Origin of the sequence: Phascolarctobacterium succinatutens YIT 12067 (genome assembly GCF_000188175.1) — a bacterium.
Classification (GTDB): Bacteria; Bacillota; Negativicutes; order Acidaminococcales; family Acidaminococcaceae; genus Phascolarctobacterium_A; species Phascolarctobacterium_A succinatutens.
In genome coordinates, this window is the sequence record NZ_GL830849.1 from 14,960 (window position 1) to 26,984 (window position 12,025).

At 49.2% G+C, this 12,025-nt stretch carries 9 protein-coding genes and 1 pseudogene; 6 read left to right on the forward strand and 4 right to left on the reverse strand.

Translation table 11 applies throughout. From position 1 onward, the window contains the following. The first annotated feature begins 1 nt into the window (after position 1). The 5 genes from topA to HMPREF9443_RS00945 all read left to right on the forward strand — a co-directional run bounded on the left by topA (position 2) and on the right by HMPREF9443_RS00945 (position 6,420). Complete coding sequence (topA, locus tag HMPREF9443_RS00925; protein ID WP_009144603.1) at positions 2-2,323, forward strand: type I DNA topoisomerase; 2,322 nt, start codon at positions 2-4, stop codon at positions 2,321-2,323. Then, complete coding sequence (gene trmFO, locus HMPREF9443_RS00930; RefSeq protein ID WP_009144604.1) at positions 2,324-3,652, forward strand: methylenetetrahydrofolate--tRNA-(uracil(54)-C(5))-methyltransferase (FADH(2)-oxidizing) TrmFO; 1,329 nt, start codon at positions 2,324-2,326, stop codon at positions 3,650-3,652. 204 nt (positions 3,653-3,856) lie between these two features. Then, entirely contained in the window at positions 3,857-4,828 is a 972-nt protein-coding gene (locus tag HMPREF9443_RS00935; RefSeq protein ID WP_009144605.1) for a helix-turn-helix transcriptional regulator, read from the forward strand. 268 nt (positions 4,829-5,096) lie between these two features. Next, positions 5,097-5,312 carry a helix-turn-helix domain-containing protein gene (locus tag HMPREF9443_RS00940; RefSeq protein ID WP_009144606.1) on the forward strand — a complete coding sequence of 72 codons (216 nt, stop codon included), beginning with the start codon at positions 5,097-5,099 and terminating at the stop codon, positions 5,310-5,312. A gap of 112 nt (positions 5,313-5,424) precedes the next feature. Further along, on the forward strand, positions 5,425-6,420 hold the full coding sequence (locus tag HMPREF9443_RS00945) for a bile acid:sodium symporter family protein (protein ID WP_009144607.1): 996 nt from the start codon (positions 5,425-5,427) through the stop codon (positions 6,418-6,420). A gap of 79 nt (positions 6,421-6,499) precedes the next feature. Here HMPREF9443_RS00945 and HMPREF9443_RS00950 read toward each other — a convergent pair whose 3' ends face one another. After that, positions 6,500-6,763: an Arc family DNA-binding protein gene (locus HMPREF9443_RS00950; protein ID WP_009144608.1), complete on the reverse strand. Its 264-nt coding sequence runs from the start codon at positions 6,761-6,763 to the stop codon at positions 6,500-6,502. Between the two features lie 174 nt (positions 6,764-6,937). Here HMPREF9443_RS00950 and HMPREF9443_RS00955 point away from each other — a divergent pair, with 174 nt between their 5' ends. Beyond that, on the forward strand, positions 6,938-9,859 hold the full coding sequence (locus tag HMPREF9443_RS00955; protein WP_009144609.1) for an insulinase family protein: 2,922 nt from the start codon (positions 6,938-6,940) through the stop codon (positions 9,857-9,859). 94 nt (positions 9,860-9,953) lie between these two features. Here HMPREF9443_RS00955 and HMPREF9443_RS11160 read toward each other — a convergent pair whose 3' ends face one another. The 3 genes and pseudogenes from HMPREF9443_RS11160 to lexA form a co-directional block, all read right to left on the reverse strand. Next, positions 9,954-10,523 (reverse strand): O-acetyl-ADP-ribose deacetylase, encoded by a 570-nt coding sequence (locus HMPREF9443_RS11160; protein ID WP_050787084.1) that lies wholly within the window; start codon positions 10,521-10,523, stop codon positions 9,954-9,956. A 3-nt stretch (positions 10,524-10,526) separates the two neighbouring features. Then, positions 10,527-10,925 (reverse strand): annotated as a pseudogene (locus HMPREF9443_RS11165) (SseB family protein); the annotation flags it as partial. 103 nt (positions 10,926-11,028) lie between these two features. Continuing rightward, positions 11,029-11,694 (reverse strand): transcriptional repressor LexA, encoded by a 666-nt coding sequence (gene lexA, locus HMPREF9443_RS00965; protein WP_050787083.1) that lies wholly within the window; start codon positions 11,692-11,694, stop codon positions 11,029-11,031. Between the last annotated feature and the right edge of the window lie 331 nt (positions 11,695-12,025).

The following is a 12,025-nucleotide window of genomic DNA, read 5'->3' on the forward strand; positions in this document are numbered from 1 at the left end:
AATGGCAAAGACTCTGGTTATCGTGGAATCACCTACGAAATCCAAGACTATCGAAAAATTTTTAGGCAAAAACTATACTGTAAAGGCTTCTATGGGACACTTGCGCGACCTGCCGAAAAGCACCCTAGGTGTAACCTTTCTGCCGGACGAGGAGCATGCAAACGAATTTGAGCCGAAATATATCAATATCCGCGGTAAAGGCGATTTAATCAAAGCGCTGAAAACAGAAGCAAAAAAAGCCGACAAAGTTTTACTGGCAACTGACCCTGACCGCGAGGGTGAAGCAATCAGCTGGCATCTGGCTTTTATTCTGGGCATCGACCCGACATCTGCCTGCCGCATTGAATTTCATGAGATTACCGCTGCCGCTGTCAAGGACGCTATCAAGCATCCGCGCTGCATTGACATGGATATGGTTGATGCACAGCAGGCACGCCGCATTTTAGACCGCATCGTAGGCTATCAGCTGAGCCCGCTGCTGTGGCGCAAAATCCGCAAGGGTCTGAGCGCCGGCCGCGTACAATCCGTTGCTACCAAAATCGTTGCTGACCGCGACCGTGAAATCGAAGATTTCGTACCGGTAGAATACTGGACGTTAAGCGCCAAGTTGCGTGAAGGCAGCAAGGGACAGCTCTTTGAAGCGGAAGCAGTAAAATACAAAGGCAAAAAGCTGGAGCTGCACAATGAGGCAGAGGCCAGAGCAGCGGAAGAAGCGCTGTCCAAGGCCGATTACATCGTGAGCGACGCAGTAAAGAAGGAACGCAAGCGTCACCCCGTACCGCCGTTTACTACCTCCAGCATGCAGCAGGAGGCCAACAAAAAGCTCAACTTCAGCGCCAAAAAGACCATGATGCTCGCACAGCAGCTTTATGAAGGCGTATCCCTGGGCAAAACTTCCGTCGGCCTGATTACCTACATGAGAACCGACTCCGTGCGTCTGGCAGAGGTTGCCATTGCCGAAATCCGCGACTATATCAAGCAAAACATCGGCAGCGAATTCTGCCCGGCGAAGGAAAACCATTACAGCACCAAAAAGAACGCTCAGGACGCACATGAGGCGATTCGTCCGACCAGCGTCATGCGTACCCCGGCCGAGATGCAGAAGTACCTCACCAATGACCAGCTGAAGCTGTATACGCTCATCTGGAACCGCGTTGTTGCCAGTCAGATGACGGACGCTGTTTATGATGTTACCACCCTGACGATTGATGCCGCCGACTACCAACTGCGTGCAACAGGCTCCGTACTGAAATTCCCGGGCTTCTTGCAGCTGCACAGCAAATATGACGATAAAGAAAAGGACTCCAAGGTTCCTTACGTTGAACCCGGCAGCAAGCTGCTGCTTTACAAGCTCATGCCGGCAGAGCAGCACTTCACCGAGCCGCCTGCGCACTTCACCGAAGCAACGCTTATCAAAGAGCTGGAGGAGAAGGGCATCGGCCGCCCCAGCACATTTGCACCTACCATCGTTACACTGCTTACACGCGGTTACGTTGTCAAAGAGGCCAAAAAGCTGCTAGTTACCGAGCTTGGCATTATGACCGTAGATATGCTCACCGAATATTTCAAGGGACTCATCAACATCGGCTTCACCGCCCAGATGGAGGAAAAGCTGGATGAGGTTGCCGAGAAGAAGCACACCAAGGACGAAGTTCTCAGCGAATTCTATGGTCCCTTCAAAAAGGATCTGGACCACGCAGGCGTGGCTATTCCTATTGTCGAAATCCCGCTGGAGGTCTCCGACGTTCCCTGCGACAAGTGCAACGACGGCACCATGATGGTTATCCGCGAGGGACGCTTCGGCAAGTTCCTGGCTTGCCCCAACTTCCCCAAATGCCGCAATACCAAACCCATTCTGCACCCGATTGGTGTAAAATGTCCTAAGTGCGGCGCCGATATCCTCGAACGCAAGAGCAAAACCGGTAAGGTATTCTATGGCTGCGAAAAATATCCCGAGTGCGATTACACCACCTGGGATAAGCCGCTTAACGAAAAATGCCCGGACTGCGGCGCTATGATGGTAGAGCACGTTGAACGCAACGGCAGCAAGCGCAAGTTCTGCAGTAACCCGGAATGCTCCAAGGCAAGACCGGTATATGCTTCCAAAACCGCTGCAGCAAAGACTACGGAAGCTAAAACCACCGCAACCAAGAAAACTACGGCGGCTAAAAAGACTGCCGCTAAGAAAACTACTGCTACCAAAACCACTGCAGCAAAAAAGACTACAGCTACTAAAGCTACTACCGCTAAAAAAACCGCTACTGCAAAGAAAACAATCGTAACGAAAAAAACTACTACAACTAAGAAAGGCAGCAACGAATAAATGACTATCTCTCCTGTACATGTAATCGGTGCGGGTCTGGCAGGCTGCGAAGCCGTTACCCAGCTCACGCGCCACGGTATCCCTGTAATCCTGTACGAAATGCGTCCCGTAAAAAGTGACGAAGCACATAAAACCGCATATTTTGCCGAGCTTGTATGCAGCAACTCCCTGCGCGCAGCCAACATTGAAAACGCTGTCGGCCTGCTGAAGGAAGAAATGCGCCGTTTAGGCTCCCTCATCATGCAAAAAGCTGATGAGCATCAGGTCCCTGCCGGCGGCGCTCTGGCTGTTGACCGCGACGGCTTTGCCGCTGCCGTAACCGAAGCAGTGAAGGCCAATCCGCTCGTTACCGTTATCCACGAAGAAGTGACCGATCTTGAAAGCCTCGAAGGCACTGTCATCGTAGCCAGCGGCCCGCTGACCAGCGACGCGCTTTTCGCCGATATCAAAAAGCTGCTGCAGGCTGATTATCTGCACTTCTTTGATGCGGCAGCACCGATTGTTACCGCCGATTCCCTGGACTACGACAAGGTTTACCGTGCGTCCCGCTACGACAAGGGCGGCGCCGACTACCTCAACTGCCCCTTCTACACAAAGGAGGAATACGTTGCCTTCTGGGAAGCTCTCTGCAATGCGGAAAGCGCTCCCGTTAAGGATTTTGAGCATGATGTATTTGAAGCCTGCATGCCTATCGAGGAAATGGCTGCAAGAGGCGAGGACACCATGCGCTTCGGTCCGCTGAAGCCTGTAGGGCTCATTGACCCGCGCAACGGCAAAGAAGCCTACGCAGTAGTACAGCTGCGTCAGGATAACGCCGCTGCCTCCCTTTATAATCTGGTAGGCTTCCAGACACACCTCAAATGGCCGGAGCAAAGACGTGTTTTCGGCATGATTCCCGGTCTGGAGAACGCAGAGTTCGTCCGTTTCGGCGTAATGCACAAAAACACCTACCTGAATTCGCCGCAGCTTTTGGATAAGCACTTCAACCTGCGCAATAACAAGCGCTTCTACTTTGCCGGACAGATGACAGGTGTAGAAGGCTACGTTGAATCGGCAGCATCCGGACTGATGGCCGGTTTAGCTGCTGCCAGAGCGGTATTGGAGCTGCCGGAGGTAGAATTGCCCGAGGTAACTGCGCACGGAGCATTGGCCAACTACATCAGTAACCCGGCGATAGAAAACTTCCAGCCGATGAACATCAACTTCGGTCTCATTCCGCCGCTCACTGTACGCATCCGCAAGAAGAGAGAAAAGAACGCTCAGATTGCAGCACGCGCTTTGGAAGCATTGGACGGCTTTCTGCCTGCACTTAAAACTGAACAGGCGTAAATTTTCGCCTGTTATCTCTGAAATATGCTGAAAAAGCCAAAAATATTTTTAGAGAAAGACAATATGTGTCCTCCCTCTATGGTAAAATTTGCTTATAGCTGGTGGCAAAACGTTTGCTTAAGAGAATGATTGTGCTATAATTAGTTTAAAGAGATTTTCTTGCAGCAACCGCTTTGCAAATTTCATGGCAGGGAGGAACTAATAATGACAGATTTACGCATTGCAAAGGATCGTTTGCTCTATATGTATTCGCGCCTGGTAGACGGCAAAATGCTCTACAAGAAGGAGGAGGCCCAACGCTTCGGCTGCTCCTTACGCTCTATTCAGCGCGACATAGAAGACCTGCGGTCCTTTTTACATGAGCAGAACGAAGCATCAGGCCTGGTGCAGGATTTGGTCTACAACCAAAAGCTCGGCGCTTACCAGCTTGTACCGCCATCACGCAATCTGCTGTCCAACGAGGAGGTTTTCGCCACGCTCAAAATACTGCTCGAAAGCAGGGCGTTCACCAAAAAGGAGCTGTATCCGATTCTTGATAAGCTGATTGACTGCTGTATCCCGAAAACGGAGCAGCAGCGTGTGAGCGAGCTTATAGGCAATGAAAAGCTGCTTTATGTAGAACCGCAGCACAAGGATAAGTTCCTGAAGAAGATGTGGGAGCTTAGCGGCGCTGTGCATGAGCATCTGGAAATAATCATTAACTACCGCCGTACCGACGGCGTTCTGGTGCAGCGCAGACTGCAGCCCGTAGGCATCATGTTCTCCGAATTTTACTTTTATCTGGCAGGCTTCATTGTGCCCAAGGAGAAGGAGGAGCTCAAATTCGAGATAGAAAACGATCCCTTCCCGACTATCTACCGCATCGACAGAATCAACAGCTTTACCGTCACCGAAACGCATTTCGCCGTTCCGTATTCCAAGCGCTTTGAGGAGGGCGAGTTCCGCAAGCGCATCCAGTTTATGTACGGCGGCCATCTGCAGCGCCTGCGCTTCCTGTTTAAAGGCGGCAGCTACGAGTACATTCTTGACCGCCTGCCGACCGCCAAGGTGGTAGAGGAGGGCGAAAACGGTACGCTTATCGAAGCGGAGGTTTTCGGCAAAGGCATTGATATCTGGCTGAAAAGCCAGGGCGAGCTGATTGAGGTTATTTCCAGACAGGAGATACCGGTAAACTAAGCGCAAAATTCATTTTCGCAAAAAATATATAAAAATTTCTCAAAAAATTTTTTAGGATAGCCAATTTCTGGCTATCCTATTTTTTATAATAAGATTATGCTAAGACATAACGCAAAAGCAAAACTGATTGCCGGCACGTTTTTCAGGAATGCACCTGTATTTACTTTGGCAAGCGGTATCAAGGTAGTCTTCGCACCTTTTTTTACATGAAGAAATGCCGGAAATACTGTAAGCTATAATCAGTAAGAAGTAGAGGAGTGGATGATATATGTATTGCGAAAAGTATGTAGAAATGGGCAGAAAAATACGTTATTACAGAATCATGCAGGAGCTGGGGCAGGGGATGCTCGCAGAGCAGATAGGCATTACTCCGCAGTATTTGAGCAAAATCGAGCACGGCAGCGCGCGCCCGAGTATGGACCTGGTATTCCGCATCGCCGATAAGCTGCAGGTGAAGGTGTCGCACCTGCTGGAGTCCTGCTGATACTTTATTTTTCCTCCTTTTTGTGGTACAATACCCATGTAATTGCTTCTGCTCGAGGCAATTAACAGCGTGACTGCCCCAAGGCAGCATACATGTAAGGAGGCAATTTAATATGAACGAGCAAAACAGCGTTTTAAACATCATTGGCAAGGTAAGCGGATTTTTATCCAAGTACATCGCCGTCGTGATTTTAATCACCTCTGCGGTTGCTTTCACCCATACGCAAAAATTCATGTGGATTCCGCAGTATACCGCTCTCTTCCTGGGCACGGCAATGTTCGGCATGGGCCTGACCATCAAGCGCGAGGACTTCCAAATCGTCTTTTCCCGACCTAAGGAGGTTATTTCCGGCTGTATCCTGCAATACACCATCATGCCATTGGCAGCCTATTTTCTGGCTGTAGTGATGAATCTTGATACTGATATCGCTCTGGGCGTTATCCTCGTAGGCTGCTGCCCCGGCGGTACTGCCAGCAACGTTATTGCCTACATCGCTAAGGGTGACGTTCCCTTATCCGTGGGCATGACCATCACTTCGACCTTGATTGCACCGCTGGTAACACCTGTGCTGGTGTACCTGCTGGCAGGCTCCTGGGTTGAGGTAAGCTTTATGGCTATGGTGCTTTCCGTAGTGAAGATTGTGCTGCTGCCTGTGCTTGCAGGTATCATCTTAAACAGCCTTTTCCACGAAACCATCGTCAAGCTGGGCGGTATTCTGCCGCTGGTTTCCGTTGTAGCGATTGTAACCATTATCGATGGTATCGTTGCTGTCAACGCTGCTAAGCTGATGAGCTGCGGTCTGATCGTAATGCTGGCAGTTGTCCTGCACAACGGCATCGGTATGGCTCTTGGCCTTGGCATGGCGCGTCTGATGAAGGTATCCTACGCTAAGGAAACCTCTATTGCTATCGAAGTTGCAATGCAAAACAGCGGTCTGGCGCTTGCTCTGGCGACCGCAAACTTCGCCGCTAATCCGCTGGCCACGCTTCCGGGCGCTATCTTCAGCGTATGGCATAACGTTTCCGGTTCTATTTTCGCCAGCTGCCGCATCAAAGAGGTAGAAGAAAAGCAAAAGCTGGAGCTGAAGGAGCACGCAATAGCAAAATAAGCATAAACACTAAAGGCACTACTGTGAGCGCAGTAGTGCCTTAATTATTTGTATAGCGTAGGGCAGGGGAGCCTACATATTATTTTTTGCTTTTATTATCCAAACCGAAGAGCATTTCCATAGGCTGCTCCGGCGCTTCCTTAACCGTTGCGCCTGTGCTGAAGCCCGGCATTTCTGCCTTGGTCAGCTCAATTTTGCCGTATTGGCGCTCATAATCATCAATAACCCATTTCAAAATCTGTTCGATTTCCTTATTGACCGAACGGCCATTTATCTTTGCCAAATGCTTCATCTTATTCATAATAATAGGATGAATGCGCAGTGTAAAGCGTGCTTCTTCCATGAATACTCCCTCCAGATTCTGACTATTCTACTAATTATTATAGGCAAGAACAGCGCTTTTGGCAAGGAGATAATCTTTTTTAGCAACAGCTAACTGTTTTTACAAGAATTTCAGACAATAGATATGCAAATATGTTATAATAAATACCATAGTGTAAATTTTTAGGAGGCAACAATGACTTTAGCAATAAATGCCGTATACCACGGCTTTAAGGTTTTACAAGCACAATTTGTAGATGAAATCAGCTCCCAGGCATATATCATGGAGCATATCAAGAGCGGCGCACGCCTGTTGTACCTTGCTAACGATGACGATAACAAGGTTTTTTCTATTTCCTTCAGAACTCCGCCTGCAGATGATACAGGTGTGGCACATATTCTGGAGCATTCCTCTCTCTGCGGCTCCCGCAAATATCCCTTAAAGGAGCCCTTCGTAGACCTCGTCAAGGGTTCTCTGAACACCTTTTTGAACGCTATGACCTTCTCGGATAAGACCATGTATCCCGTTGCCAGCCGCAACGATAAGGACTTCCATAACCTGATGGACGTATATCTGGACGCTGTGTTCTATCCTTCCTTCTACCAAAACAAATACACCCTGCGTCAGGAGGGCTGGCACTATAATCTGGACAGCCTTGACGGCGAGCTGAGCTACAACGGGGTTGTTTATAACGAAATGAAGGGTGTATATTCTTCGCCGGACGCTTATCTGGAAAACGAAGCAATGAAGGCTCTGTTCCCCGACAACTGTTACCGCTTTGAATCCGGCGGCTATCCGGACGCTATTCCGCAGCTGACTCAGGAAAAATTCGAGCAGTTCCACAAAACCTATTACAGCCCGGAAAACAGCTATATCTATTTATACGGTGATATGGATATCGACGCTACTTTGGAATATCTCGACAGCGAATATCTGAACAGCTTTGAGAAAACCGGTACTGTTGATTCCGCTATCGCAGAGCAGCAGCCCTTGCCGCGTACTGCGGATATCGAAGCCTTTTATCCGGTTGGAGCAGAGGAGGACTGCACTGCCAAAACATATCACGAGCTTTCTATCGTAACAGGCAAGGCAACCGACCTGCAGACTAGCATGGCTCTGAGCCTGCTGAAAAGCACCCTGCTGGACAGCGAATCCTCCGCTCTGCGCCGTGCGCTGATGGATGCAGGCGTGGGCCAGATTATCAACGGCAGCTATACCTCCAGCATGTATCAGCCGGTATTCTCTATCCGTGCCAGCGGCAGCGAGAAGGACCTGCGCGATAAATTTATCAGCGTTATCTATAAAACACTGCAGGACATTACCATCAACGGCATTGACAAAAAGCTGTTGGAGGCCAACATCAACTCCATGGAATTCAAGCTGCGTGAGGCAGATTTCGGCGGCTATCCCAAAGGACTGATTTTGGGCATCGGCGTTATGGATAACTGGCTGTACGACGGCAATCCGATTGAAGGCCTCTGCTACAACAAATATCTGGCAGCTCTGCGCGAGGGCCTGAAAACCAATTATTACGAAAGCATCATTGAAAACTATCTGCTGGACAACACCCATAAGGTGCTGGTAACCCTGCTGCCGCAACCCGGCAAGGAGGAGGCAGACCAGGAGGCCGCTGCTGCCAAGATGAGCGCTATCAAGGCACGGATGAGCCAGGAGGAGCTGCAGCAGCATATCGACGAATGTGCCGAGCTGCACCGCCTGCAGGCTACTCCCGACAGTGAGGAAGCCCGCGCAACCATCCCTGTACTGAAGCGCAGCGACATCAGACAGGAGGTAGAGAAGATTGAAACGCAGGAGGAAGAGCTGGGCGCAAGCCATTTGCTGTATCTTCCGCGCAACACCAATAAAATCGCTTATACCAGCTTCTATTTTGATATTACCGATATCGAAGCCGAAAAGCTGCCTCTGTGCTATCTGCTCACAGATATCATGGGCAAGTTCAACACCGAGCGCTACAGCTATCAGGAGCTGGCAACCAACGCCATCATGTATACCGGTGGTATTGCGTTCGCTGTACGCGCCTTCACCGAAGCAGAATCTACGGATAATTATAAAATTTACTTCTCCACCAAAGGCAAATGCCTCACAGATAACCTGCCGAAAATGCTGGATATCCTGCAGGCTATTGCTTTGGAAAGCAAGATGGACGATCTGGAGCGCTTCCGCGAGCTGGTGTCCGAGCTGAAAACCGATTGGGACGACAACTTCTTCAACCGCGGTCAGACCGTTGCTATCACCAGACTGTTCTCCTATTGCTCTGCCGGCGCACGCGTCAACGAGCAGGACGAATTCAGCTATTACCAGTTCCTCAAAAAGCTGACCGATAACTTCGACGAGCTGGCACCGCAGGTACTGGAGCAGTTGCGCCTGTTAATCAAATGCTTCTTCCAGAAGAACCGTTTCTTGCTCAGCTACAGCTGTGACGTAAAAGAGCAGGCAGCAGTAAGACAGCAGTGCCTTGATTTCATCAGCAAGCTGTCTGATGCAGAAGCAGGGGAGAAGGCTGAGATTCTGCCCGTAGGCACCGTTAACGAGGCTATTGCTACCGCAGGTAAGGTACAATACGTTGCTGCAGGCGGCAACTTTGCAAAGCACGGTCACAAATACGTGGGTGCGATGGCTGTACTGGAAACCATTCTGAGCTATGAATATCTCTGGACCAAAATCCGTATTCAGGGCGGCGCTTACGGTGTTACTGCACGCTTTGAGCTGAACGGCGTAGGCGTGTTTGCATCCTACCGCGACCCACAGCTGCCGAAAACTCTGGAGGCTTACCAAGGTCTGGCAGAATGGCTGAGAAACGAAGAATTCCCCGAACGCGAGCTGAACAAGTACGTTATCGGTACCATCAGCACGATGGATAAGCCCCTGACCAACAGCATGCGTCTTGACAAGGCAACCGCGCAATATCTGAAGCACGTTCCCGTTGAGCTGCGCCAACGCATCCGCAACGAAATCCTGCAGGTAAGCAATGCAGACCTGCAAGCACTGGCTAAGGTAGTAGAGGACATGCTCAGCGACGGCCTGATCTGCGTAGTCGGCGGCAAGCAGCCTATTGAAGCTAATAAATCTTTGTTCAACAATATCATCAATGCGTAAATCTGTACGCTAGTAAATTTACGCTAAGGTTAATAAAAACCCGTGACGTCCGAAGGGAGTCACGGGTTTTGTCGTACATAAAAGTGCTATAAGGTTAATCTAACTCGCCGTTCTGCGCTTTTTTAACAAGCTCCTGATAAGCGTTATAAACGCCGCTGTTGAAGCAGGTAAGCACAACACTCATGCCATAGTCGGCGTTGGCATTAATCCATTCGGTGCAGGTCAAAAGAGCGATACGGGCAGCCTCGTCCACAGGATAAGCATAAGCACCGGTAGAAATCGCCGGGAAAGCAATGCTGTGCAGATGATGCTTGCGCGCCAGTTCCAGGCTGTTCTTGTAGCAGTCGGCCAGTTCCAGTCTTTGTTCAACCTTACCGTTATAAATAGGGCCTACGGTATGAATAATGTAGCTTGCAGGCAGATTATAGCCATAGGTAATCTTGGCAGCACCAGTCGGGCAGCCGCCTAAGGTTTTGCATTCTTCCAGAAGCTGCGGTCCTGCAGCGCGGTGGATAGCACCATCAACGCCACCACCACCTAAAAGCGTACTGTTGGCAGCATTAACAATCGCGTCGCAGTCCAGCGTAGTAATATCACCGCGCCAAACGGAAATAGCGTTCTGTGCCTTGTTCTTTTGGGCATCAGCCAACAGCTCCTTGAGCATTTGGTTCTGAATATTGAAGGGAGCTGGGGAAGCAGGGTTAAAGATAATGCCCGCAATACCGTCCATTTGCAGGATTGCTTCAAAGTAGTTGACCAAAGGGCGGCTGATAACATTGCAGGGCTCGCCCTGCTCGTAGGCCTCTTTGCTGCTGTAAGCAGTCATATATTCCAAGCCGCTGTCCGTAGTCTGCGTCTGCAGCAGCAGCTGTCCCTTCGGCGCATCGGCAGCAGTAGGAATGAGCACTTCGGCACCTTCCTGCAGCACAATGCTGACTGCATGCAACAGCTTCACCAGATTCGCCTCGCTCTGGTCCGCAGCAAAGAATTGCTGGGCGTTCATGATAATATCATTAGATGGATGTAACATAAGCGTCATCTCCTTATAAAAATCGTTTACACACATTCATAACTATAATATATAACAAAAAAACAGCTCTGTAAAGAGCTGTTTTTTTGTATTTGACGCTAAAGTGACATCATTTTACATGCATTTTACAGTCAGGCTATTAGAGCATACGGAATACAGAAATAACCTTGCCAAGCACCTTAATGTTGTCAGAACCAACAATAGGCTCATACTTATCGTTCTCCGGCTGCAGGCGCACACTGCGCAGCTCGCGGAAGTAACGTTTAACGGTGGTTTCCTCACCGTCAATCAAAGCAACAACAATATCGCCGTTATTAGCAAAATTCTGCTTACGCGCAATAATGTAGTCATGATCAAGAATACCTGCGTTAATCATGCTGTCACCGCATACGGAAAGCATGAAAACATCATCGTCGCAACCAATCAGGTCACGAGGAATAGGATAGGTCTCTTCAATGTTCTCGACAGCAAGAATAGGAACACCTGCAGTAACCTTGCCAACCAGCGGTACCGGAACAAGGAGCTTGTTTCTCCAGGCATCGCTCTCGCTCATCAGCTCCAGAGCACGCGGTTTGGCAGCATCACGCTGAATGAAGCCATACTCCTGCAGCTTCTTCAGATGATTATGCACACTGGCACTGGAGGATAAACCCACAGCTGCACCGATTTCGCGTACAGCAGGTGGATAACCCTTATGATTAATAAAAGTACGGACGAATTTCAAAATGTTACGTTGGCGTTCAGACAACATATCTTCGGTATAGTTGCCATCAAAGTCCGGCGGGAGTGCTTTTCTTCTTCCCATTTTAGACCCTCCAATCATGTGTTTATAGTTAGCCTTATACAAATTATAACAGATAAAAGTAATTTCGTCAAACAGCAGTGCGCACGGTTGTTAATCTAACATAAAAAACATTAAAAACTTCTCCAAACCTCCGGGGGAGGAGCAAAAAGCGAAAAATTATCATAATCCGATGCTTTTTTAAGCAAATTCCTCAGTCGGGAAATAACCATGTCTATAATGCTGCCTTTTTACCGCAAAGACTGCAAAATAATATTTTACGTCCGATAATGTATATTATGTTAAATTTTCCTTTTCTCAGACGTAAGATTTTCATGCACTGCAATTCATTGCA

Excerpts from the sequence above, each read along its gene's own strand:
- lexA (WP_050787083.1), bottom strand. The coding sequence starts at position 11,694 with ATGGGAAGAAGAAAAGCACTCCCGCCGGACTTTGATGGCAACTATACC.
- HMPREF9443_RS11160 (WP_050787084.1), bottom strand. The coding sequence starts at position 10,523 with ATGCTCAAGGAGCTGTTGGCTGATGCCCAAAAGAACAAGGCACAGAAC.
- HMPREF9443_RS00940 (WP_009144606.1), top strand. The coding sequence starts at position 5,097 with ATGTATTGCGAAAAGTATGTAGAAATGGGCAGAAAAATACGTTATTAC.
- HMPREF9443_RS00955 (WP_009144609.1), top strand. The coding sequence starts at position 6,938 with ATGACTTTAGCAATAAATGCCGTATACCACGGCTTTAAGGTTTTACAA.
- HMPREF9443_RS00950 (WP_009144608.1), bottom strand. The coding sequence starts at position 6,763 with ATGGAAGAAGCACGCTTTACACTGCGCATTCATCCTATTATTATGAAT.
- HMPREF9443_RS00935 (WP_009144605.1), top strand. The coding sequence starts at position 3,857 with ATGACAGATTTACGCATTGCAAAGGATCGTTTGCTCTATATGTATTCG.
- topA (WP_009144603.1), top strand. The coding sequence starts at position 2 with ATGGCAAAGACTCTGGTTATCGTGGAATCACCTACGAAATCCAAGACT.
- trmFO (WP_009144604.1), top strand. The coding sequence starts at position 2,324 with ATGACTATCTCTCCTGTACATGTAATCGGTGCGGGTCTGGCAGGCTGC.
- HMPREF9443_RS00945 (WP_009144607.1), top strand. The coding sequence starts at position 5,425 with ATGAACGAGCAAAACAGCGTTTTAAACATCATTGGCAAGGTAAGCGGA.